The 20,911-nt window shown below is 61.7% G+C and carries 28 protein-coding genes; all 28 read right to left on the reverse strand.

Annotated features, from left to right (window positions below; genetic code table 11):
* Nucleotides 1-37: 37 nt before the first annotated feature.
* The 28 genes from FCK22_RS09855 to rpmC all read right to left on the reverse strand — a co-directional run bounded on the left by FCK22_RS09855 (nt 38) and on the right by rpmC (nt 20,758).
* The gene (locus FCK22_RS09855; RefSeq protein WP_067263096.1) at nt 38-805 is read right to left on the reverse strand and encodes an amino acid ABC transporter ATP-binding protein; all 768 of its coding nucleotides are present in this window, start codon (nt 803-805) and stop codon (nt 38-40) included.
* A gap of 14 nt (nt 806-819) precedes the next feature.
* Entirely contained in the window at nt 820-2,118 is a 1,299-nt protein-coding gene (locus FCK22_RS09860; RefSeq protein WP_067263098.1) for an amino acid ABC transporter permease, read from the reverse strand.
* A 3-nt stretch (nt 2,119-2,121) separates the two neighbouring features.
* Nucleotides 2,122-3,336 (reverse strand): ABC transporter permease subunit, encoded by a 1,215-nt coding sequence (locus FCK22_RS09865; RefSeq protein ID WP_067263100.1) that lies wholly within the window; start codon nt 3,334-3,336, stop codon nt 2,122-2,124.
* Nucleotides 3,337-3,578: 242 nt separating this feature from the next.
* Nucleotides 3,579-4,595 carry an amino acid ABC transporter substrate-binding protein gene (locus FCK22_RS09870; RefSeq protein ID WP_067263102.1) on the reverse strand — a complete coding sequence of 339 codons (1,017 nt, stop codon included), beginning with the start codon at nt 4,593-4,595 and terminating at the stop codon, nt 3,579-3,581.
* A gap of 193 nt (nt 4,596-4,788) precedes the next feature.
* On the reverse strand, nt 4,789-5,502 hold the full coding sequence (locus tag FCK22_RS09875) for an ATP12 family protein (protein ID WP_067263104.1): 714 nt from the start codon (nt 5,500-5,502) through the stop codon (nt 4,789-4,791).
* Entirely contained in the window at nt 5,499-6,182 is a 684-nt protein-coding gene (locus FCK22_RS09880; protein WP_067267245.1) for an HAD-IA family hydrolase, read from the reverse strand. The genes FCK22_RS09875 and FCK22_RS09880 overlap by 4 nt, the downstream gene beginning before the upstream one ends.
* The gene (locus tag FCK22_RS09885) at nt 6,179-7,225 is read right to left on the reverse strand and encodes an RluA family pseudouridine synthase (protein WP_067267243.1); all 1,047 of its coding nucleotides are present in this window, start codon (nt 7,223-7,225) and stop codon (nt 6,179-6,181) included. The genes FCK22_RS09880 and FCK22_RS09885 overlap by 4 nt, the downstream gene beginning before the upstream one ends.
* Nucleotides 7,222-7,575, reverse strand: a complete 354-nt coding sequence (locus FCK22_RS09890; protein ID WP_067267241.1) for a CrcB family protein — start codon at nt 7,573-7,575, stop codon at nt 7,222-7,224. The genes FCK22_RS09885 and FCK22_RS09890 overlap by 4 nt, the downstream gene beginning before the upstream one ends.
* A 31-nt stretch (nt 7,576-7,606) precedes the next feature.
* Nucleotides 7,607-8,914 carry a replication-associated recombination protein A gene (locus tag FCK22_RS09895; protein ID WP_067267240.1) on the reverse strand — a complete coding sequence of 436 codons (1,308 nt, stop codon included), beginning with the start codon at nt 8,912-8,914 and terminating at the stop codon, nt 7,607-7,609.
* A gap of 1 nt (nt 8,915) precedes the next feature.
* Nucleotides 8,916-10,289: a trypsin-like peptidase domain-containing protein gene (locus FCK22_RS09900; protein WP_136720402.1), complete on the reverse strand. Its 1,374-nt coding sequence runs from the start codon at nt 10,287-10,289 to the stop codon at nt 8,916-8,918.
* 114 nt (nt 10,290-10,403) lie between these two features.
* Nucleotides 10,404-10,820, reverse strand: a complete 417-nt coding sequence (gene rplQ / locus FCK22_RS09905; RefSeq protein ID WP_067263154.1) for a 50S ribosomal protein L17 — start codon at nt 10,818-10,820, stop codon at nt 10,404-10,406.
* Nucleotides 10,821-10,983: 163 nt separating this feature from the next.
* A complete protein-coding gene (locus FCK22_RS09910) occupies nt 10,984-12,000 on the reverse strand; it encodes a DNA-directed RNA polymerase subunit alpha (protein ID WP_007118862.1) in 1,017 nt (338 codons plus the stop codon).
* A gap of 114 nt (nt 12,001-12,114) precedes the next feature.
* A complete protein-coding gene (rpsK, locus tag FCK22_RS09915; protein ID WP_067263152.1) occupies nt 12,115-12,504 on the reverse strand; it encodes a 30S ribosomal protein S11 in 390 nt (129 codons plus the stop codon).
* Nucleotides 12,505-12,519: 15 nt separating this feature from the next.
* Nucleotides 12,520-12,888, reverse strand: coding sequence for a 30S ribosomal protein S13 (gene rpsM / locus FCK22_RS09920; protein WP_067263150.1), 369 nt, complete (start codon nt 12,886-12,888; stop codon nt 12,520-12,522).
* Nucleotides 12,889-13,149: 261 nt separating this feature from the next.
* The gene (locus FCK22_RS09925; RefSeq protein ID WP_067263147.1) at nt 13,150-13,797 is read right to left on the reverse strand and encodes an adenylate kinase; all 648 of its coding nucleotides are present in this window, start codon (nt 13,795-13,797) and stop codon (nt 13,150-13,152) included.
* Nucleotides 13,794-15,176: a preprotein translocase subunit SecY gene (gene secY, locus FCK22_RS09930; protein WP_067263144.1), complete on the reverse strand. Its 1,383-nt coding sequence runs from the start codon at nt 15,174-15,176 to the stop codon at nt 13,794-13,796. The genes FCK22_RS09925 and secY overlap by 4 nt, the downstream gene beginning before the upstream one ends.
* 119 nt (nt 15,177-15,295) lie before the next feature.
* A complete protein-coding gene (gene rplO / locus FCK22_RS09935) occupies nt 15,296-15,778 on the reverse strand; it encodes a 50S ribosomal protein L15 (protein ID WP_067263142.1) in 483 nt (160 codons plus the stop codon).
* A gap of 627 nt (nt 15,779-16,405) precedes the next feature.
* Nucleotides 16,406-16,594, reverse strand: coding sequence for a 50S ribosomal protein L30 (rpmD, locus tag FCK22_RS09940; protein ID WP_067267994.1), 189 nt, complete (start codon nt 16,592-16,594; stop codon nt 16,406-16,408).
* Nucleotides 16,595-16,596: 2 nt separating this feature from the next.
* Nucleotides 16,597-17,178 carry a 30S ribosomal protein S5 gene (gene rpsE, locus FCK22_RS09945; RefSeq protein WP_067267992.1) on the reverse strand — a complete coding sequence of 194 codons (582 nt, stop codon included), beginning with the start codon at nt 17,176-17,178 and terminating at the stop codon, nt 16,597-16,599.
* A 170-nt stretch (nt 17,179-17,348) separates the two neighbouring features.
* Complete coding sequence (rplR, locus tag FCK22_RS09950; protein ID WP_067267990.1) at nt 17,349-17,708, reverse strand: 50S ribosomal protein L18; 360 nt, start codon at nt 17,706-17,708, stop codon at nt 17,349-17,351.
* An 11-nt stretch (nt 17,709-17,719) separates the two neighbouring features.
* Nucleotides 17,720-18,253: a 50S ribosomal protein L6 gene (gene rplF, locus FCK22_RS09955; protein WP_067267988.1), complete on the reverse strand. Its 534-nt coding sequence runs from the start codon at nt 18,251-18,253 to the stop codon at nt 17,720-17,722.
* A gap of 10 nt (nt 18,254-18,263) precedes the next feature.
* Nucleotides 18,264-18,656 carry a 30S ribosomal protein S8 gene (rpsH, locus tag FCK22_RS09960; RefSeq protein ID WP_067267987.1) on the reverse strand — a complete coding sequence of 131 codons (393 nt, stop codon included), beginning with the start codon at nt 18,654-18,656 and terminating at the stop codon, nt 18,264-18,266.
* Between the two features lie 12 nt (nt 18,657-18,668).
* On the reverse strand, nt 18,669-18,974 hold the full coding sequence (gene rpsN, locus FCK22_RS09965) for a 30S ribosomal protein S14 (protein WP_136720403.1): 306 nt from the start codon (nt 18,972-18,974) through the stop codon (nt 18,669-18,671).
* 18 nt (nt 18,975-18,992) lie between these two features.
* A complete protein-coding gene (rplE, locus tag FCK22_RS09970) occupies nt 18,993-19,556 on the reverse strand; it encodes a 50S ribosomal protein L5 (RefSeq protein WP_067267983.1) in 564 nt (187 codons plus the stop codon).
* Nucleotides 19,549-19,860: a 50S ribosomal protein L24 gene (gene rplX / locus FCK22_RS09975; protein WP_067267981.1), complete on the reverse strand. Its 312-nt coding sequence runs from the start codon at nt 19,858-19,860 to the stop codon at nt 19,549-19,551. Before rplX ends, rplE begins: the two co-directional genes overlap by 8 nt.
* Before the next feature lie 2 nt (nt 19,861-19,862).
* The gene (gene rplN / locus FCK22_RS09980) at nt 19,863-20,231 is read right to left on the reverse strand and encodes a 50S ribosomal protein L14 (protein WP_005621870.1); all 369 of its coding nucleotides are present in this window, start codon (nt 20,229-20,231) and stop codon (nt 19,863-19,865) included.
* Nucleotides 20,232-20,294: 63 nt separating this feature from the next.
* Nucleotides 20,295-20,540, reverse strand: a complete 246-nt coding sequence (gene rpsQ, locus FCK22_RS09985) for a 30S ribosomal protein S17 (protein WP_067267977.1) — start codon at nt 20,538-20,540, stop codon at nt 20,295-20,297.
* Nucleotides 20,541-20,554: 14 nt separating this feature from the next.
* Nucleotides 20,555-20,758, reverse strand: a complete 204-nt coding sequence (gene rpmC / locus FCK22_RS09990; RefSeq protein ID WP_067267973.1) for a 50S ribosomal protein L29 — start codon at nt 20,756-20,758, stop codon at nt 20,555-20,557.
* Between the last annotated feature and the right edge of the window lie 153 nt (nt 20,759-20,911).

Raw genomic sequence — 20,911 nt, forward strand, 5'->3', positions numbered from 1 at the left:
GGGGGCGTAGGTTTTACCTTGGTCCGATTTGCCCGGTTCAGTGCCCGAGAATCTGGCTCAGGAACAGCTGCGTGCGCGGGCTTTGCGGGTTGTTGAAGAAAGCCTCCGGCTCGTTCTGCTCAACAATCTGGCCTTCGTCCATGAAGATCACGCGGTTCGCCACCTGACGGGCAAATCCCATCTCGTGGGTCACGCAAAGCATGGTCATGCCCTCTTCGGCAAGCTCGATCATCGTGTCGAGCACCTCTTTGATCATCTCGGGGTCGAGCGCCGATGTCGGCTCATCGAACAGCATGACCCGCGGGCGCATGCAGAGCGAACGGGCAATCGCCACACGCTGCTGCTGACCGCCCGAAAGCTGGCCGGGATACTTATTGGCCTGATCGGGGATCTTCACCTTTTCAAGGAAATGCATCGCCGTTTCCTCGGCTTCCTTCTTGGGTGTCTTGCGGACCCAGATCGGCGCCAGCGTGCAGTTCTCAAGGATCGTCAGATGCGGGAAGAGGTTGAAGTGCTGGAAGCACATGCCGACCTCGGAGCGGATCTTGTCGATGTTCTTGAGGTCCGAGGACAGAAGCGTGCCATCGACCTCGATGGTGCCCTTCTGATGCTCTTCCAGTGCGTTGATGCAGCGGATCAGCGTCGACTTGCCCGAACCCGAAGGCCCGCAGATCACGATCCGCTCGCCCCGGTGCACGGTCAGATTGATGTCGCGCAGCACGTGGAATGCCCCGTACCACTTGTTCATGTTGTCGATGCGGATCGCGACTTCGTCGGATACTTTCATTTGTGCGGTCTCAGCCATGCGAGAACCCTCCCTTAACGATGGTCAGTCGCAAGACGGCGTTCCAGCCACTGCGAGTATTGAGAAATGCCGTAGCAGACGATGAAGAACAGCACAGAAGCAAAGAGAAAAAGCTCCCAGTAAACACCGTTCCAGTCGGTCGAGGCGAGGATCGGACCGCGGATCATGCCGATGATGTCAAACAGCGAGATCACCGAGACCAGCGTGGTGTCCTTGAACAGGCCCACCGCGATGTTCACGATGCCCGGGATCGAGATTTTCAGCGCCTGCGGCAGGATGATCAGCCGCATCGCCTGCGGATAGTCGAGGCCAAGGCTGTCGGCGGCCTCGTACTGGCCCTTCGGCAGCGCGGCGAGGCCACCCCGGATCACCTCGGCGATATAAGCCGAGGAGAACATGGTGATCATGATCACCACGCGGATGAAGAGGTCCACCCCCGAGCCCGGCGGGAAGAAATAGGCCAGCATCACGTTCGCCACGAAGAGGAGCGTGATCAGCGGCACGCCGCGAACGAACTCGATGAAGACCACGCAGATGCCCTTGACGATCGGCAGGTGGGACTGACGGCCAAGCGCCAGCGCGATGCCGATGGGCAGCGATAGCGACACGCAGGTGATGCCCAGCATCATGTTGAGCATGAAGCCACCAAGGTCACGGCTGGGGATCGCTTGCAGCAGGGGCGATGCGGGACGCAGCGCCTCGCTAATAAAGCCGCCGATATACCAGACGATCACCGCAGCGACGACGCCGCCCGCCAGCGCCATGGCAAAGCTCTTCTGCACCAGACGGCTATAGACGACATAGCCCGCCACGATGCCCAAGAGCGCGAAGATCGGCCCCCAGATCGGCCCGCCCCAGATCAGCCAGAAGGCAAGGAACGGGTAAACGCCGGTGAAAAGCAGCAGCTTGCGCGGCAGGTCGATGAAGAGCACGGGGGCCGCGGCAAGGAACAGCAGCACCAACGCGAGGGTGGGACGCCAGTATTGGTCGCTGGGATATTTGAAGCCAAAGAGCAGTTGATGCCAACGCTCACTCAGCACCGAGAAACAGGCCCCGGTCGCGCCGTCCAAAATCTCGCGGCATTCCGACAGGCTGCTTGCCGACCAGACGCCGTTCAACAGCCAGGGCAGAGAGCCGGAGACCAGAAGATAGAGGAAATAGAGCGCCACAATCGTCAGGATCGCATTCGCCCATGTGGGGAAAAGGTTGTCCTTCACCCATTTCAACGGGCCGCCGACCTTATCCGGCGGGGCCGCCGGCGGCAGCGAGGTTTCACGCACGAAGGCGATGGATTCAGCATGTGTGTCTGACATGGCTTAACGCTCCTTCAGCTTCGTTGCGTTGTTGTAGACGTTCATCACCATGGAGATGCCCAGCGAGATGACGAGGTAGAAGAGCATCAGAAGAACGACGCATTCAATCGCCCGCCCGGTCTGGTTCAGGGTGATCCCGCCCAGCGTCGCGGTGATGTCGGCATAGCCCACGAGGATCGCCAGCGAGGAGTTCTTGGTGATGTTGAGGTAGTTCGAGATGAGCGGCGGGATGATGACACGCAGCGCCTGCGGCAGCACCACAAGGTTCATGATCCGGCCCGACCGCAGACCCAAGGCGGCAGCGGCTTCGGACTGGCCCTTGCTAACCGCTTGAATGCCGGCGCGGACGTTCTCGGCGATGAAGGCACCCGTGTAGATCGACAGGGCGAACCACAGCGCGATCAGCGGCGCGCCGATCTGGATGCCGCCGCGGAAGTTGAAGCCCTTCAGCGCGGGGTAGTCGAGCCCGATCGGCATGCCCATGATGAAGAACATGATGATCGTCGGCAGCAACAGGATCGCGACCGAAGGCCAGAGCATCGGCAGCAGGCGACCGGTGTCATAAAGCAGCTTGGTCGCATAGCGGCGGTAGGCAAAGACGCCGATCACCGAGGCGACAAAGGTCGCCACCACGATCATCGACCCCGGCCCCCAGACCGGCCCGGGAATATAGACGCCCCGGTTGGTGAAGGCGAAAGAGCCCAGCATCATGGTCGAGGCCGGATCGTCACCGCGGAAGGCCGAAGGCGCGGGCATGGCGGCGGTCATGATGGTGTAGATGATCAGGATCCAGATCAGCACCGGGATATTGCGGAAAATCTCGACGTAGCCGGCCATCAGCTTGCGTACGAGCCAGTTGTTCGACAGGCGCAGAACCCCGGCGATGACGCCAAAGATCGTGGCCGTGACACAGGCAAGGAAGGACACCAGCAGCGTGTTGATGATCCCGACCCAAGCCGCCTGAAGGTTCGACGATTGGCTGGTATAGGGGATCAGCGTCTGGTTGATGTCATAGCCCGCCGGATTGCCAAGGAACTGGAAAGAGATGTTCAAACCGGCGGCGCGGAGGTTCGCGGCAAGGTTCGATCCCAGATACCAGATCGCCGTGACCAGCAGCGCCAGCGCGATCACCTGAAAGGTGATCGACCGATAGCGGGTGTCGCTCAACAGCATAGATGGCCGGAACGACGCCTTGGGAGGGTCGGAGAATGTCGTCATGTATGTATCCCTGTGTTCCGGCTTGTTTTTTATCGGTGCATTTGGCGCACCTTGGCCGAATCATTTTTGGTCGTAGATCGATTTATCTCGATCGTGGGTTTTTATTGTCTCGTTGGGGTTTCGTCAGTCGTTTTTTGACCGTTCTTCTTGTCAGTAGGGAGCTTTTGTTGGCCAGAGGCAGGCAGCCCCACCGGCCAGAGGCGCAAGGGGCGCAGGAATTCCCGCGCCCCTCGCTTCGCTATTTAGCGGAAGGGCGGTGCGTAGAGCAGGCCACCGTCTGTCCACTGGGCGTTCAGCCCGCGTGCCAGACCGATCGGGGTCTCTTCGCCGATGTTCTTGGCAAAGATCTCACCGTAGTTGCCTTCGGCCATGATGGCGCGCTTGGCCCAGTCGGCGTCGAGGCCGATCATCTCACCCAGCGTGCCTTCGGTGCCCAAGAGGCGGGCGACTTCGGGGTTGTTGGTGTTGCCGGTCATCTCTTCGATGTTGGCCGAGGTGATGCCCAGTTCTTCGGCAGCGATCAGCGCGTTCAGCACCCAGCGGGTGATGTCGCCCCAGTCGTTGTCGCCGTGACGGACCAGCGGGCCCAGCGGCTCTTTCGAGATGATCTCGGGCAGCAGCACGTGCTCATCGGGGTTTTCGAAGGTCGCGCGTGTCGCGGCAAGGCCGGAGGCGTCGGTGGTGTAGGTGTCGCAGGCACCGGCAAGGTACTGCTGCTGGCCTTCGGCGTTGGTTTCAACGGGCACCGGCTCGTAGCTGATGTTGTTCTTGCGGAAGAAGTCCGCGAGGTTCAGCTCGGTTGTGGTGCCGGTCTGGATGCAGACGGTCGCGCCGTCGAGATCCTTGGCCGAGGAAACGCCAAGCGCTTTCGGTACCATGAAGCCCTGACCATCGTAGTAGTTCACGCCGACGAAGTCGAACTTCAGGTCGGTGTCGCGGCTGAAGGTCCATGTGGTGTTACGTGCGAGGAAATCGATCTCGCCCGAAGCCAGCGCGGTGAAGCGGGTCTTGCCGGTTGTCGGCACGAATTCCACGGCGTTCTTGTCGCCCAGAACGGCGGCGGCAACGGCACGGCACACGGCCACGTCGAAACCTTCCCATTCGCCGTTGGCGTTCGGCGCGGCAAAGCCAGCAAGGCCGGTGGTCACGCCACAGTTCAGCTTGCCACGGGCTTTGACGTCATCAAGCGTGGCGGCACCAGCAGCGCCGGCCGCAAGGCCAGCAACGGTCAGCGCGCCAAAAATTACGGTTTTTTTCATTTTTACCTCTTCCTGATAGTCCGCCACGTTCACTGGCGGTTAATCCGACGCCAGATGACGCCGAAAGCGATCTTGTGCAGGGTTTCCCCTGCTCAATGAAAAGCAGTGTGGGCGGATTCAGGTTTGAAGGTCAAGGGCGCGATGGGCAAAATCAGGGCGGGTTTTCACATCGAGTCGCAAAGCTTTTATCAAGTTAAGCAGCTTTGCAAAGCACTATTATTGCACATGCATGTAAAAACGCCTGCCGCTTGATTTCGGCCTCTTGCTCGGCCACGTCATCGCGGCCCCACTGCTCCGCCTGCCATGTCTCATCGAGCCGCGACAGGGCCCAAATCTCCACGGGGTCAAAGGCCTGTTCGAGCGCGGCAAAGCCAAGGATCAGCGAGCCGGTGAGGCTCACAAGGTCATGAAAAGCCGCCAGTTCAAAGGGATCGAGCGCCGCCGTCCGCCGGTGCAACTCGGCCAGGGCTTCGGGCGCTTGCGGCTCATGCATGATGCCCTCCCGCGTCTCCAACCGCACGCCAAGGGTTTGCGCGGCCCAGTCCAGCATCGGATCCCACTCAGCCGCTTGCCGGGCGACCAGACCTTCGGGGCTGTCGGCGCGGTAGCACAGAAGATCGCTGTCGCCATAGGCCGCGAGCATCTCGACGACCTCGGCCTTTTGCACCGCGACCTTGTCGATCGCGGCATTGGCGGTCTTGGTCACCGGCATGGTGCGCGGGTCGATCTGTTTCTCCTGCGCCTGCCATTCGGCGGCCACGGCCTCGGCCATGGCACGGGTCGGCAGGGTCAGCGGGCGCTTGGCCGGGGTTTTCACCCGGCGGCCGTCCAATTCGACGGTGAAACCGTCGTCGACCGCGACCACGGCGGCGTCTTTCCAAAAGCGTTTGGCTTTCCAGTCACTCATGCGGGAATGCTCCAGATTTGTTCCAGCAGGGCGGGCAGCGCCGCGAAATCCTCGACCAGATGCGCGGCGGCGGCCAGCCGTTCCGGGCCGTGATAGCCCCATTTGACGCCGATCCCGGTCACCCCGGCAGCGGCGGCCATGTCCATGTCGAAAGAGGTATCGCCGATCATCACCGTGGCCTCAGGCCCTACCCCGGCATCGGCCATCGCCTGATGGATCATCGACGGATGCGGCTTGGAGGGATGAAAATCCGCCACCTGCTGCGTGATGAAAAGCCCCTCCAGCCCGTGACCGGCGATCAGCTTGTCCAGCCCGCGTTTCGACTTGCCCGTGGCGACGCCCAACAGCACCTCCGGCTCTGCGTGAAGACGCCGCAACGTCTCAACCGCGCCGGGGTAAAGCGGCGAGGATTGCGCCACGCCTGCCTCAGCCCGCAGTGTCATATAGGCAGCCTTATAGGCTTCAACCATCGCAAGGTGATCCCCCGCCGGGCGCGTGGGGGCCAGCACCGTCATCGCCACATCCAGCGATAGGCCGACGATTGACAGGATCTCGGCCCGCGTTGGCGCGGGCGCCTCCACAGCCGCAAAGGCCGCCGTCATCGCCGCGACGATATCGCCTTGGCTGTCGACCAGCGTGCCGTCGACGTCAAAGATCACCAAACGAAGCGGTTTGCTCATTGCAGCGACTCGAAAGGGTCTTCTTCGGCGAGATCTTCGGTCCAACCGAAGGTGTCCCAGCTATGCGCCATATGGTCGGGCAGTTCAGCGGTGATGGTGACCACCTTGCGCGTGTGCGGATGCTCGAAACGCATCATCCGCGCGTGCAGGTGGAGCTTCTTCGAGATGATCCCGCCCAATTGCGCGCCCCAGCCATCGCCGAGGTTCTCCTGCCCCGAGCCGCCGTATTTGCCGTCGCCGACGATCGGATGCCCGATCTCAGCCATATGCGCCCGCAGCTGGTGGGTGCGGCCCGTGACCGGCTCCATCGCCACCCAGGACGCGCGCGAGCCGACGCGGAACAGCGTGGCATAAAGCGTATGCGCGCGTTTCGCGCCCGGCGTGTCGTCCATGTCGCGCGGGTGCACGGCGATCATCTTCTCGCCCTCGCCCTTGCGGCCATGGCCGCCGGCCTTCACCAGACCGTATTTGATCTCGCCCAAGTACGGTGTCGGCACGCCCGCGACGATGGCCCAATAAATCTTGCGGGTTTCGCGGTGCCGCATCGCCGCCGTCAGCGCCTTGGCCGCCGCGCGGGTGCGCGCCAAGAGCAAGACGCCCGAGGTATCGCGGTCGAGCCGGTGCACCAGCCGCGGCTTTTCCTCGGCATCGAAGATCAGCGCCTCGGACAGCGCATCGACATGGCGGTCGGCCTGACCGGAGCCGCCCTGCACCGCCAGACCGGCGGGCTTGTTCAGCGCGATGACGTGGTCGTCGCGGTAGATCACGCAGTTGCGGATCATCTTGGCATCCGCCTCGGTGATGCGTGTCCGCTTGGGCGGCGGGGGCGGCGCGGCATCGGGCAGCGGCGGCACGCGCACCTGCTGGCCCGCCTCGAGCCGCGTGTTGGCCTTGACCCGGCCCCCATCGACACGGATCTCGCCCTTGCGGCACATCTTCTCGATGAGGCCCTGATTGATCTGCGGAAACATCCGCTTGAACCAGCGGTCGAGCCGCTGGTCGCCATCACCCTCGGCGACGGTCAATGTCTGTACGCGGCTCATGCCAATACCTCTCGGGCCAACCAGAGGCCCAGCAAACAGGCGGCCAGCGACAAGATCACCGAGGCCCCCACATATGAAAATGCGACAGCGGCGCGGCCTGCCTCGAGCAGGCGCAACGTGTCGAGCGAAAACGCCGAGAAGGTCGTGAAGCCACCCAGAAGCCCGGTCATCAGGAAGGGCAGCAGCAGCGCCTTTTCGGCGAGCGTGACCCAGACCACCCCGATGGCGAGCGAGCCCGCGACATTCACCGCAAGCGTGCCGAGCGGAAAGCCCACGGCCAGACCGACAAGGTAGCGCAGACAGGCCCCCAGAGCGCCGCCGAGCGCCACCATGATCAGTGTTTTCATCATCGACACCCCATCGCGCCTGCGCGGCCCGGAGTCAAGTTTTCCGCTTGGCACGCAGCCCAGCGAAGTAATCCTGCCGTTTTTTCAACTCCCGCTCGAAACCGCGCTCCACCGGCTCGTAGAGGCTGGGCCGCTCCATCGTGTCGGGGAAATAGTTCTGGCCTGAGAACCCATCTTCGGCGTCATGGTCATAGGCATAGCCCGAGCCGTAGCCCTGTTCCTTCATCAGCTTGGTGGGCGCGTTCAGGATATGTTTCGGCGGCGGCTCCGACCCGGTGCTGCGCGCCAGACGCCGGGCGCCCTTGTAGGCCTTGTAGACGGCGTTGGATTTCGGCGCGAGGCAGATGTAGGTCAGCGCCTGCGCGATGGCGAGCTCCCCCTCGGGGCTGCCGAGGCGTTCGTAGGTCTCCCATGCCTGCAGGCAGAAGGCCTGCGCCTGCGGATCGGCAAGGCCCACGTCCTCCACCGCCATCCGGGTGATGCGCCGCATCAGGTAGCGCGGGTCCTCGCCGCCCTCCAGCATCCGCCCCAACCAGTAGAGCGCCGCGTCCGGGTCCGAGCCGCGCATCGATTTATGCAGGGCCGAGATGAGGTTGTAATGCGAATCCCCCGACTTGTCGTATTGCGCCGCGCGGCGCATGAGGCGCTTCGACAGGCCCGCCTTGTCGAGCGGGGCATCGTCCTTCCACGCGGTCACCTGCTCGATCAGATTGAGCAGCGCCCGCCCGTCGCCATCGGCCATCTCCAAGAGCGCCTCGCGCGCCTCGGGTTGAAGCGGCAGGGGCTTGCCCAGCTCGCGTTCGGCCCGCTGCGCCAGACGCTCCAAGTCGTCATGCGGCAGGCGTTCGAGCACCAGCACCTGCGCGCGGCTCAGCACGGCGGCGTTGAGCTCGAAACTCGGGTTTTCCGTGGTGGCGCCGACCAGAAGGATGGTGCCATCCTCCATATGTGGCAGGAAACCGTCTTGCTGCGCCTTGTTGAAACGGTGGATCTCGTCAACGAAGAGGAGCGTCCCCTGCCCCTGACGGCGGCGCATCTTGGCCGCGTCAAAAACCTTGCGCAGTTCCGGCACGCCCGAGAAAATCGCGCTGATCTGCACGAAATGCAGATCGGTTTCATCCGCCAGAAGCCGCGCGATCGTGGTTTTGCCGACGCCCGGCGGCCCCCAGAAGATCAGCGAGGACAGCGCCCCGGCGGCCAGCATCACCGAAAGCGGCGCATCGGGGCCGAGCACTTTTTCCTGCCCGATCACCTCGGCCAGCGATTTCGGCCGCAGCCGGTCGGCCAAGGGGCGGTGACCGCCCTCTTCCGCCTCTTCCGTCTCTCCGAACAGATCCGCCACGCTACCCCCTGAACCGCAGCGCCATGCGCCGGTCACCGCGTTGTATCACCATCTGGATGCGGCGCACCTGCCCCGAGAGCAGGGCCACGAGGGCGGCGGTATCCTCCACCGCCACGCCGTTGACCGAGAGGATCACGTCGCCATCGCTGAGCCCCACGCGCGGGCCGAAGCGCCCGGCGTCGAGCACCACCACGCCCGCGCTTTCCAAGGGCAAATTCATCTCGTCAATGACCGCCGGATTGATCTGTGCCGCTTTGAGCCCCGGCAGCAGGCTGCGCGCGCCCAAGGTGACCTCGGCCCGGTCCGGCACGTCGGGCGCGGCGATCAGGGCCACGGTCACCTCCTGCAACCGCCCCTCGCGCATGACGCCCACGCGCGCGGAATGGCCCAGACCTGCCACCGACATGCGGTAGATCATCTCGGCGGGTGTGTTCACCGGCTGGTCGTCGACGCTGACGATCACGTCGCCAACCTCCAGCCCCGCGCCGTTGAAGGGGCTGGCGGGATGCAGCCCGGAAACGATGATGCCGCCCGGACGGTCCAGCCCCAAGGGCCCCGCCATGTCGGCATCGACCGGCTGGCCCGAAAGCCCCGCCCAGGGGCGTTGGAAAGCGGTCTCCCCGGCGCGAGCCTGTGCGACGAAGGCGGCGACCAGATCGGCGGGAATGGCAAAACCGATGCCGTTGCTGCCGCCCGAGCGCGTGAGGATCGAGGTATTCACCCCGATGAGCCGTCCGCCCATATCGATCAGCGCCCCGCCGGAATTGCCGGGATTGATCGGCGCGTCGGTCTGGATGAAATAGCCCTGCCCGCCCCCGCCCGCGGCGCCGGAGCGCGCCAGCCCCGAGACGATCCCGCTCGACACGGTCTGCCCCACACCGAAGGGGTTGCCGATGGCCAGCGTCAGCTCCCCCACTTCCACCGCGTCGCTGTCGCGCAGTTCGAGGAAGGGCAGATCCTCGGCCCCGGCGAGCTTGAGGATCGCCAGATCGCTCTCGGCATCGCCCAGAAGCACGCGGGCGCTGTACTCGCGCCGGTCGTTCAGCACGACGCGGATGTCGGTGGCGGTCCCGACGACGTGGTAATTCGACACGACAATCCCGTCAGCCGAGAGGATCACGCCGGAGCCGAGCGAATTCTGCACCCGGGGTCGCTCGGAAAAGGGATCGCGAAAGAAACGTTCGAAGAAGGGATCGGCCTGCAACGGCGTGCGCCGGGCCTCGGTGATGGTGCGGGCATAGATGTTGACCACCGCTGGGGCGGCCTGTTTGACCAGCGGCACGAAGCTCAGTTGCATCTGTGCTGCGGAGCTCGGCACCTGCTGCGCCATCAGGGGCGTGGCCAGTAGCATGAGGATCAGGGCAAGGGTTCTCATGCCCCAGATATGCGCAGGGACTGGAGCCGGTGCAACTGCGTTTTCCGCGACCCTCCCCGGCAAAAGAAAAGCCCCGCCAAGGGCGGGGCTTTCCGAATAACGATGGCGGGGATCTTATTCCGCCGCTTCTTCCTCGGCCAGACGCGCCTTGTCGGCGGCACCCTTGGCGTCGCGGTCGCGGTCGACGAATTCGATGATCGCCATCGGCGCCATGTCACCATAGCGGAAGCCGGCCTTCAGGACGCGGACGTAGCCGCCCTGACGGTCCTTGTAGCGCGGGCCCAGCACGTCGAACAGCTTGGCGACATACTGATCTTCTTTCAGCTTCGACGCGGCCTGACGGCGGGCGTGCAGGTCGCCGCGCTTGGCGAGGGTGATCATCTTTTCGATGATCGGCTTCAGTTCCTTGGCTTTCGGCAAGGTGGTCTTGATCTGCTCATGCTCGATGAGCGAGCCTGCCATGTTCGAGAACAGCGCCTTGCGGTGTTCATGTGTACGGTTCAGGCGGCGGTATCCACGTGCGTGACGCATTGTCTTACTCCAATCGTGATGCCCTCTACGGGCGGTTTTGCTTTGTCTGGCCCGCGATGCGTGTCACGAGCTCTCCTTGGGGCATGCGCCCGGTCGTAACGGCACCCGATTTCTTTGAAAGAAATCGGCCCCGGAAACTTTGAAAGTTTCCGGGCACCGTATCTTAGAACGAATCCTCGAACTTCTTGGCGAGGTCTTCGATGTTCTCTGGCGGCCAGTCTTCGACGTCCATACCGAGGTGCAGGCCCATGCCCGACAGCACTTCCTTGATCTCGTTCAGCGACTTGCGGCCGAAGTTCGGGGTGCGCAGCATCTCGGCTTCGGTCTTCTGGATCAGGTCGCCGATGTAGACGATGTTGTCGTTCTTCAGGCAGTTTGCCGAACGGACCGAGAGTTCGAGCTCGTCGACCTTCTTCAGCAGCAGCGGGTTGAACTCCAGACCGTCGTCGTCGTCCTGACGCGATGCGCTTTCCGGCTCGTCGAAGTTGACGAAGATGCCAAGCTGGTCCTGCAGGATGCGCGCGGCGAAGGCCACGGCGTCGTCCGGCGTGATGGAGCCGTCGGTCTCGACCTTCATGGTCAGCTTGTCATAGTCCAGCACCTGGCCCTCGCGGGTCGGCTGCACGTCGTAGGAGACCTTCTTGACCGGCGAATAGATCGCGTCGATCGGAATGAGACCGATGGGCGCATCTTCCGGCTTGTTCTTGTCGGCAGAGACATAGCCCTTGCCGGTGTTGACGGTCAGCTCCATGTAGACATCCGCACCATCGTCGAGGTGGCAGATCACATGCTCGCGGTTCAGAATCTCGATACCGGCGGATTCGGAGATGTCACCGGCGGTGACGACGCCCGGACCCTTGGCGGAGATCGACAGGCGCTTGGGGCCTTCGACTTCCATGCGCAGGCTGACGCCCTTGAGGTTCAGGATGATGTCGGTCACGTCTTCGCGCACACCGGCGACGGAGGAAAACTCGTGCAGCACGTTGTCGATCTGCACGGAGGTGATCGCCGCGCCCTGCAGCGAGGACATCAGCACGCGGCGCAGCGCGTTGCCGAGGGTCAGACCGAAGCCCCGCTCCAGCGGTTCGGCCATGACGGTCGCCTGACGTGCGGGGTCGTTGCCCGGCTTGACGTCAAGCTGTTGCGGCTTGATCAATTCAGCCCAATTCTTGTGGATCATGCGTCCCTCCATCCTTGTTTGTGCCTCATGTCCAAATGACACAAACGCTCGAGGTTTCTGAAAAGCGGTATGGGGCCGCACGCAAGGCGCGACCCCATGTAAAACAATCCCGGCTTAAACGCGGCGGCGCTTCGGCGGGCGGCAGCCGTTGTGGGCCATCGGGGTCACATCACGGATTGAGGTGATGTTGAAGCCGGCGGCAGCCAGGGCGCGCAGGGCGCTCTCGCGGCCCGAACCGGGGCCCTGCACTTCGACTTCCAGCGTCTTGACGCCGTGATCCTGTGCCTTGCGGCCGGCATCTTCGGCGGCCATCTGGGCGGCGTAGGGTGTCGACTTGCGCGACCCTTTGAAGCCCATGGTGCCAGCAGACGACCAGGAGATCGCGTTGCCCTGCACGTCCGAGATCAGGATCTTGGTGTTGTTGAAGCTCGAGTTCACATGCGCCACGCCTGCGGCGATGTTCTTGGAGACCTTACGCTTGGTGCGTGTCTTATCGCGTGCCATTGATCGGACCCTCCCTTATTTTTTCTTGCCAGCAATGGCCTTCGCGGGGCCTTTGCGTGTGCGTGCGTTGGTATGGGTGCGCTGGCCGCGAACCGGCAGGTTGCGACGGTGGCGCAGGCCACGGTAGCAGCCGAGGTCCATCAGGCGCTTGATGTTCATCTGCGTGTCACGACGCAGGTCGCCTTCGACGGTGTAATTGGCGTCGATGTGCTCACGCACGGCCAGAACTTCGGCGTCAGACAGTTCGTTGACCCGGCGGGTCTCGTCGATGCCGACAGCTTCGCAGATGGCCTTGGCGGAGGAGCTGCCAATACCGGTGATATAGGTGAGGGCGATGGGAACCCGCTTTGCAGTCGGGATGTTTACGCCGGCAATACGTGCCACGTTAGCTATTCCTTTTCGTTGCGGGTCCGTGATTCCAGACCCTTTTTTCACAACACAAGCCCGAGGCGGTAAGACCATCGGGCTAAGGCTGATCAGGTGATCTTGCGGGGTTGGGCGGAACCCTTGCCGCAATTTGATTCTCTTACGAGATAGGGGTGACTATGAGGTTTTGCGCAGGGCGTCAAGGCCCGCACAAAACTCTACGCTGCTCGGCCGCGCGAAGGCAAAGGACAGCGCCCCCTGCCCCGCGCCGCCGGGAAATCACTGGTCGAGAACCTGCGCGATCGCGCCGCGCACTTCTTCGATCTGGCCCAGACCGTTCACGCCGCTGAGCATGTCTTTGGCATAGTAGTAGCCGATCAGCGGAGAGGTCTGTTTGTAATAGGCCATCAGACGGGTTTTGAGGCTTTCCTCATTGTCGTCCGCGCGGCGCTTGAACTCGGTCCCGCCGCAGTTGGTGCACTTCCCATCTTCGGGGATCGGTTTGGTCAGGTCGTTATAAACCTCGCCACAGCTTGCGCAGGTGGAACGGGCGGTGATGCGCGCGACCAGCGCCTCATCGTCGACCTTCATCTCGATCACAGCGTCGAGGGTCTGCCCCTCTTGCGCCATCAGATCGGCCAGCGCATCGGCCTGCGCCAGCGTGCGGGGAAAGCCGTCGAAGATAAAGCCGCCATGCTCGGCCTTGTCGGTGAGCTTTTCGCGGATCAGGCCAATGACGATCTCATCGGTGACAAGCGCGCCGCGGTCCATCACGTCGGCCACGATCTTGCCCATCTCTGTCCCGCTGTCCTTGGCTTCACGCAGCATGTCGCCAGTGGACAGCTGAACCATGTTGCGGGTTTCAACCAGATGACGTGCTTGGGTGCCTTTGCCTGCGCCCGGAGGCCCGAGTAGGATAATATTCATCGACGTACGGGGCTCCGTTTCTTGCGTGTACCTTTGCCTTTGCCCGCGCCCTTGCCGCGCAGCTGAGACTTCTCAAGCAGACCTTCATACTGATGCGCCAGCAGATGGCTCTGAACCTGTTGGATCGTGTCCATGGTGACCGAGACGACGATCAGCACCGAGGTGCCGCCGAAGTAGAAGGGAATGGCGAACTGGCCGCGAAGGATCTCGGGCAGAACACAGACCGCCGCCAGATAGGCCGAGCCGAGGACGAGGATGCGGTTGACCACATACTCCAGATACTCGGCGGTACGCTTGCCGGGGCGGATGCCGGGGACAAAGCCGTTCTGGTTCTTCAGGTTGTCGGCCACGTCATCGGGTTTGAAGCTGACGTTGAAGGTATAGAAATAGGCGAAGAAGACGATCATGCCCACGAAGAACAGCAGGTAGAGCGGCTGACCGGGGCCGAAGGTCGCCAAGAGCCAAGACATCACCGGGCTGGTGGAATTGCCGGAGAAGGTGCTGACGGTGACCGGCAGCAACAGCAGCGAGGAGGCGAAGATCGCCGGGATCACGCCCGCCGGGTTCACCTTTACCGGCAGGTGGCTGGTGCCGCCGTCATACATCTTCATCCCGACCTGACGGCGCGGGTATTGAATGTGGATCTTGCGCAGGGCGCGCTCCATGAAGACCACGAACATGATCGTCGCGATCACCATGACCAAGACGCCCACGATGACGGCGGGGCTGATGGCGCCCGAACGGCCCGAAGCGAAGAACTGCGCAATGGCGGCGGGAACCTCGGCGATGATGCCGACGAAGATAATCAGCGAAATGCCGTTGCCGATGCCGCGCGCGGTGATCTGCTCACCCAGCCACATCAGGAACATGGTGCCGCCCACGAGGGTAATCATACAGGCCGCGATAAAGCCGAAACCCATCTGGCCATCGGCCACGATGTCACCGGCCTGAAGGCTGACCGCAAGGCCGTAGGACTGCAGCGTCGCCAGCGCCACGGTGCCGTAGCGGGTGTACTGGTTGATCTTCTTGCGCCCCTGCTCACCCTCTTTCTTGAGCTGTTCCAGCGCAGGCACCATGGAGGTCAGCAGCTGAACGATGATCGAGGCGGAGATATAGGGCATGATGCCCAGAGCGAAGATACCCATCCGGCCAAGCGCGCCGCCGGTGAACATCGACACCATGCCGCCGATGCCTTGGCCTGCGCTCTCCATAAAGTCACGCAGCGCGCCACCGTCGATGCCGGGAACCGGAATGAAGGTGCCAAGGCGGTAAACGATAAGCAGCCCGAGCGTGTACAGAATCCGGTTGCGCAGGTCTGTTGCCTTGCCCAATGCGGACCAGCTCGTGTTCGCGGCCATGTTTTCGACGGCAGATACCATGAGGGGTCTCTTCTCTTGTTGCGAAAACGCCGCCCGGACCGTTTTCCGGCGGGCGGCGTTCGGGAAAACTTGAGGTTATGTAAGCGGCTGGCGCGCCGCTCACAAGCCTTAAGGCCGCTTTACTCGGATGCCTCGGCCGCCTTGGGAGCGGTCACGGTCACCTTGCCGCCTGCCTTCTCGACCGCCTCGATGGCGGACTTGGAAGCGCCAGCAACGTTCAGGTCGATCTTGGAGGTGATGTCACCCTTGGCCAGAACGCGGATACCGTCCAGCTCACGACGGACCAGACCGGAGGCAACCAGTGCTGCGGCGTCGATGGTGTTGCCCGCGTCGAGTTTCTTCGCATCGATGAATTTCTGGATCAGGCCCAGGTTAACGACAGCGAAGGATTTGCGGTTCGGCTTGTTGAAGCCGCGCTTGGGCAGACGCTGGTAGATGGGCATCTGGCCGCCTTCGTAGCCATTGATGCTCACACCCGAGCGGGACTTCTGACCCTTGATACCACGGCCACCCATTTTACCCTTGCCAGAGCCGGGACCACGTCCAACGCGCATACGCTTCTTGGCTGCGCCTTCGTTGTCGGAAAGTTCGTGCAGTTTCATGTCGCTTCTCCTTATGCCGGAATTGGCCCCCAGCGACGGGAGTGGCCAAACGCGGCGTTGCGATTCCATTGCGACCCAACACGGGCCACCGGGGGCGTATAGGGGATGGCGGGGGGCGTGACAAGGGGGGCATGGCGACTACCTCCAGCGCCCCACCCCTGTCGACCTAATCCCACCGGCTAGTGGCAATGATATGGCTTTGATCCGGCATGGCAACATCGCCCCGGCGGTGAGGATTTTCTACATCCGCCCCCATGGGCGGGGCCGTCGGGGGTACTTAGTTGGCTGGTTTGCATCTGAACCGACGCGAAGGACGGCCCACCAGCCGCCACAAATATAACGGCGAGTATAGCAAAGGGTTTCATCGTTAATCCTATCCGTTTACGCCCCGAAAAAATGCGTGAGGCCATTCAACGGTAAATGTTAACGAAATATTAACAAGTGTTGAAAACTAGTGGGCGAAGGAACCGACCTCTCGAATCCCCCCAGTAAGCGGACCGAACGCGTGCCAAGCGCGCCTCAGCATTCGCCTGCCAAACCCGCAAATCCCACAACGCAAAACGCCCCGCAGTTCCCTGCGAGGCGTCTTCGTAGGACGGTCCCCCGCCCTACCGCTGAACCCTAGGTTCAGCCTTTCTCTTCAACGATCTCGACCATATGCGAGACCTTGTTGATCATGCCGCGCACGGAAGGTGTATCTTCCAGCTCACGGGTGCGACCCATTTTGTTGAGGCCGAGGCCGACCAGCGTTGCGCGCTGTTTGGCGGGGCGGCGGATCGGCGAACCGACCTGCTTGATTACGAGTGTCTTGGCCATGCTTATGCCTCCTCAGCCACTTGAGCGGAGGACTCTACGTTGTCTTCACGCTTGGGCAGAATGTCAGCCACTTTCTTGCCGCGACGCTGCGCGACGGAACGGGGCGATTGCTCTTTCTTCAGACCGTCCAAAGTGGCGCGGATCATGTTGTAGGGGTTCTGCGAACCGACCGATTTGGACACAACGTCTTTCACGCCCAACATCTCGAACACGGCACGCATCGGACCACCGGCGATGATACCGGTACCTTCAGGTGCTGTGCGCATGATGACGCGGCCTGCGCCGTGACGACCATGCATGTCATGGTGCAGGGTGCGGCCTTCGCGTAGTTGAACGCGGATCATCTGACGCTTGGCTTGCTCGGTCGCCTTGCGGATGGCCTCGGGCACTTCTTTCGCTTTACCCTTGCCAAAGCCGACGCGGCCTTTCTGATCGCCCACGACCACGAGTGCGGCAAAGCCGAAACGCTTACCACCCTTAACGGTCTTGGACACGCGGTTGATCGCGACCAGACGGTCAGCGAATTCCGGGGTCTCGTCGCGTTGGTTGCGGCGGTTGCCCCCACGGTTGTCATCTCTTGCCATCTGGCATCTTCCTTTTTCTGTGGCCTCACCGGCCCTTAGGATCAATCCTGGTGAGCCCATGGCCCCCGGATCATCGAGAGGGCCTTCCCGGCCCTCTTCGCAGGAGAGCTATGCACGGGGGCATAGCCTTCGTATGAAAGCGGGTGCGTGGTTGCCCACGCACCGCACAATCAGATCTTCAAACCGCCTTCACGCGCGGCTTCGGCCAGAGCCTTCACCTTGCCGTGGAAGAGGAAGCCGCCACGGTCGAAGTATGCTTCTTCGACGCCGGCTTTCTTGGCACGTTCGGCAATCGCGGCACCGACTTTGGTCGCTGCTTCGATGTTGTTTTTGCCAACCACGCCCAGATCCTTCTCCATGGAGGAGGCGGAGGCCAGTGTCACGCCGTTCACATCGTCGATCAGCTGGGCCGAGATGTTCTTGGACGAACGGTGTACCGATAGGCGGAGACGCCCGGCGTTGACTTTGCGGAGTTTGTTCCGAACGCGCATGCGGCGCTTCAGGAACAGCTGTCGTTTGGTATTTGCCATCAATCCGTTCCTTACTTCTTCTTGCCTTCTTTGCGGAAGATGAACTCGCCCTTATAGCGGATGCCTTTGCCCTTATAGGGCTCGGGCTTGCGCCATGCGCGGATGTTCGCGGCAACCTGACCAACGAGCTGTTCGTCGATGCCTTCCACAACGATTTCGGTCTGCTTGGGTGCCGTCACGGTCACGCCCTCGGGCGCAACGTAGTCGACATCGTGGCTGAGGCCGAGGTTCAGTTTCAGCGTGTTGCCATTCATGGCCGCACGATAACCAACACCCTGGATTTCAAGCTCTTTCTTGAAGCCCGTGGTGACGCCGGTCACCAGGTTTTCGATCATGGTGCGGGACATGCCCCACTGCTGACGGGCGCGCTTGGACTTGCCGCGCGGCGTCACAGTGATTGCGTTGTCTTCGACCGCGAGGCTCACGTCATCAGTGGCACGGAAGCTGCGGGTGCCCTTGGGGCCCTTCACTTCGATGGTCTGACCGCTCACCTCTGCCGAGACACCCGAAGGCATAGCGACTGGTTTCTTACCGATACGAGACATTGTCTTCTCCTTAGAATACGGTGCAGAGCACTTCGCCGCCAACATTGGCAGACCGTGCAGATGCGTCCGACATCACACCTTTGGAGGTGGAGACAATCGACACGCCGAGGCCCTGACGGACGACGGGGATGTCATTGACGGCCATGTAGACGCGGCGACCGGGCTTGGAAACCCGCTTCAGCTCGCGAATAACAGGTTCGCCTTCGTAGTACTTGAGGCTGATCTCAATGGCGGGGTGGCCATCGGCGCCCGTGACTTTTTCATAGCCGCGGATGTAGCCTTCGTCGGCCAGCACGTCCAGAACCCATGCACGCAGCTTGGAGGCCGGTGTCATGACGGTGGATTTGCCGCGCAGCGAAGAGTTACGGATGCGTGTCAGCATATCTGCGATAGGATCGTTCATCTGATGCGCTCCTTACCAGCTCGACTTGACCATGCCGGGAATCTGGCCGGAAGAGCCAAGGTCCCGCAGCGCGATCCGCGAAATTTTCAGTTTACGATAGTAGGCGTGCGGGCGGCCCGTCAGCTGGCAACGGTTGTGCAGACGCACAGCAGAGCTGTTGCGCGGCAGTTTCGCCAGTTTCAGGGAAGCGCGGAAACGCTCTTCCATCGGTTTGCTTTCGTCGCTCACGATCTCTTTCAGAGCCGCGCGCTTGTCAGCGTACTTCTTAACCAGTGCTTCGCGCTTCTTCTCGCGCTCAATCATGGATTTCTTAGCCATTTCTAATCCTTCCCGCGCTTATGAATTGAAGGGCATGTTGAATGCTTTCAACAGCGCCTTGGCTTCAGCGTCGGTTTTCGCCGTGGTGGCGATCACGATGTCCATACCCCAAGTCTCGTCAACTTTGTCGAAGTCGATTTCGGGGAACACGATATGCTCTTTCAAGCCCATGGCGTAGTTGCCACGGCCGTCGAAGCTTTTGCCCGAGATGCCGCGGAAGTCGCGGATACGGGGCATTGCGATCGTGATCAGACGATCAAGGAATTCGTACATACGGTCGCCACGCAGGGTGACTTTCGCACCCAAAGGCATGTCCTCACGCACGCGGAAACCAGCGATGGATTTCTTGGCCACGGTTGTCAGAGCCTTCTGGCCCGCAATCGCGGTCAGGTCTTCCTGAGCCGACTTGGCTTTTTTGCTGTCGCGCACGGCTTCGGCTCCGCAGCCGATGTTCAGAACGATCTTGTCCAGCTTGGGGATCATCATGTCGTTCTTGTAGCCGAATTCCTCTTTCAGGGCGGCGCGGATCCTCTCGCGGTATTCGGCCTGAAGGCGGGGTGTGTAGGTTGCGGTATCAAGCATCGATCACGTCCCCCGTGGTCTTGGCAAAGCGCACTTTCTTGTCGCCTTCGATTTTGAAACCCACGCGGGTGGCTTTGCCATTGGCATCCACCAGTGCGAGGTTGCTCAGGTCGATCGGCATCGCCTTGGGGATGCGGCCGCCTTGAGATGTCTGTGTCTGGCGCGTGGCGCGGATGGCGATTTTCACGCCGTCAACGATGGCCTTGTTCGACTTGGGGTCAACGGACGAGATGGTGCCCGTCTTGCCTTTGTCCTTGCCGGACAGGACGATGACCTTGTCACCTTTGCGAAGTTTAGCAGCCATGATTACAGCACCTCCGGAGCGAGCGAGATGATTTTCATGAAGTTCTTCGCGCGCAGCTCACGAACGACCGGCCCGAAGATACGGGTGCCGACGGGTTCGTTGTTGTTATTCAGGATAACAGCGGCGTTGCGGTCGAAGCGGATAGCGGTGCCATCTTCACGACGAACTTCTTTGGCGGTGCGAACGACGACGGCCTTGCGGACGTCGCCCTTTTTCACACGACCACGCGGGATGGCTTCCTTGACCGACACGACGATGATATCGCCGACGGACGCGTATTTACGCTTGGAACCACCCAGGACCTTGATGCACTGAACACGGCGCGCGCCGCTGTTGTCAGCAACATCCAGGTTGGTCTGCATCTGGATCATTTGGTTTCTCCCGACCTTCTGGGGGGCGATGCGGCCCTCATCCCAGGGTTTCGTTTAAGGGGCTCAGGCCTCGGCTTTGTCCGAAGTCAGAACTTCCCAACGTTTGGTTTTCGACTTGGGGGCACATTCGATGATGCGCACAGTGTCGCCCACCTTGAACGTGTTGTTCTCATCGTGAGCCCGGTACTTCTTGGACTTACGGATGGTCTTTTTCAGAACCGGATGCGTAAAGCGGCGCTCTACGGAAACGGAAACTGTTTGTGCGTTGGCGTCCGATGTCACGGTGCCTGTAAGGATACGCTTGGGCATGTTTCAGGCTCCTATTATTCGACTGCCGCAGCAGCGGCTTTCTGGTTCAGCACGGTGTGGACACGGGCCACGTCACGCTTAACAGTCTTCAGACGTGCGGAGTTCTCCAGCTGGCCGGTGGCCTGCTGAAAACGCAAGTTGAAGGATTCTTTTTTCAGGTTCACAAGCTCGTCGCGGAGCTGGTCCGGCGTCTTGTCATGCAGTTCGCTGGCTTTCACGGCCTCTTCCTTTCAACATCACCAGTAGGCCCCTGTCAGGGTGACCATGATTCTGGTGGAGTTCATGATGAAAGGTGCCAATACGCGTTGAGGTCGCACATGGCAACCCCCGTTGGCCCGCATCTGCGCTTTTGGCGCAAATAGGCTGGCGAT

The sequence above is a fragment of the Sulfitobacter sp. 15WGC genome (assembly GCF_005068605.1).
Lineage (GTDB): Bacteria > Pseudomonadota > Alphaproteobacteria > Rhodobacterales > Rhodobacteraceae > Sulfitobacter > Sulfitobacter faviae.

Bases quoted from the DNA above. Each gene is read 5' to 3' on its own strand.
- rpsH (WP_067267987.1), bottom strand. From the start codon at position 18,656: ATGAACGATCCTATCGCAGATATGCTGACACGCATCCGTAACTCTTCG.
- FCK22_RS09880 (WP_067267245.1), bottom strand. From the start codon at position 6,182: ATGAGCAAACCGCTTCGTTTGGTGATCTTTGACGTCGACGGCACGCTG.
- rpmD (WP_067267994.1), bottom strand. From the start codon at position 16,594: ATGGCCAAGACACTCGTAATCAAGCAGGTCGGTTCGCCGATCCGCCGC.
- secY (WP_067263144.1), bottom strand. From the start codon at position 15,176: ATGGTATCTGCCGTCGAAAACATGGCCGCGAACACGAGCTGGTCCGCA.
- rplF (WP_067267988.1), bottom strand. From the start codon at position 18,253: ATGTCTCGTATCGGTAAGAAACCAGTCGCTATGCCTTCGGGTGTCTCG.
- rpsN (WP_136720403.1), bottom strand. From the start codon at position 18,974: ATGGCTAAGAAATCCATGATTGAGCGCGAGAAGAAGCGCGAAGCACTG.
- FCK22_RS09890 (WP_067267241.1), bottom strand. From the start codon at position 7,575: ATGATGAAAACACTGATCATGGTGGCGCTCGGCGGCGCTCTGGGGGCC.
- FCK22_RS09910 (WP_007118862.1), bottom strand. From the start codon at position 12,000: ATGATCCACAAGAATTGGGCTGAATTGATCAAGCCGCAACAGCTTGAC.
- rpsE (WP_067267992.1), bottom strand. From the start codon at position 17,178: ATGGCAAGAGATGACAACCGTGGGGGCAACCGCCGCAACCAACGCGAC.
- FCK22_RS09870 (WP_067263102.1), bottom strand. From the start codon at position 4,595: ATGAAAAAAACCGTAATTTTTGGCGCGCTGACCGTTGCTGGCCTTGCG.
- FCK22_RS09885 (WP_067267243.1), bottom strand. From the start codon at position 7,225: ATGAGCCGCGTACAGACATTGACCGTCGCCGAGGGTGATGGCGACCAG.
- rplN (WP_005621870.1), bottom strand. From the start codon at position 20,231: ATGATCCAGATGCAGACCAACCTGGATGTTGCTGACAACAGCGGCGCG.
- rplE (WP_067267983.1), bottom strand. From the start codon at position 19,556: ATGCTTGATACCGCAACCTACACACCCCGCCTTCAGGCCGAATACCGC.
- rplX (WP_067267981.1), bottom strand. From the start codon at position 19,860: ATGGCTGCTAAACTTCGCAAAGGTGACAAGGTCATCGTCCTGTCCGGC.
- FCK22_RS09865 (WP_067263100.1), bottom strand. From the start codon at position 3,336: ATGACGACATTCTCCGACCCTCCCAAGGCGTCGTTCCGGCCATCTATG.
- FCK22_RS09875 (WP_067263104.1), bottom strand. From the start codon at position 5,502: ATGAGTGACTGGAAAGCCAAACGCTTTTGGAAAGACGCCGCCGTGGTC.
- rplR (WP_067267990.1), bottom strand. From the start codon at position 17,708: ATGGCAAATACCAAACGACAGCTGTTCCTGAAGCGCCGCATGCGCGTT.
- rplO (WP_067263142.1), bottom strand. From the start codon at position 15,778: ATGAAACTGCACGAACTTTCCGACAACGAAGGCGCAGCCAAGAAGCGT.
- rplQ (WP_067263154.1), bottom strand. From the start codon at position 10,820: ATGCGTCACGCACGTGGATACCGCCGCCTGAACCGTACACATGAACAC.
- FCK22_RS09860 (WP_067263098.1), bottom strand. From the start codon at position 2,118: ATGTCAGACACACATGCTGAATCCATCGCCTTCGTGCGTGAAACCTCG.
- rpsQ (WP_067267977.1), bottom strand. From the start codon at position 20,540: ATGCCCAAGCGTATCCTTACAGGCACCGTGACATCGGACGCCAACGCA.
- FCK22_RS09855 (WP_067263096.1), bottom strand. From the start codon at position 805: ATGGCTGAGACCGCACAAATGAAAGTATCCGACGAAGTCGCGATCCGC.
- FCK22_RS09900 (WP_136720402.1), bottom strand. From the start codon at position 10,289: ATGAGAACCCTTGCCCTGATCCTCATGCTACTGGCCACGCCCCTGATG.
- FCK22_RS09925 (WP_067263147.1), bottom strand. From the start codon at position 13,797: ATGAATATTATCCTACTCGGGCCTCCGGGCGCAGGCAAAGGCACCCAA.
- rpsK (WP_067263152.1), bottom strand. From the start codon at position 12,504: ATGGCACGCGATAAGACACGCACCAAGCGTAAGGTCTCCAAGAACATC.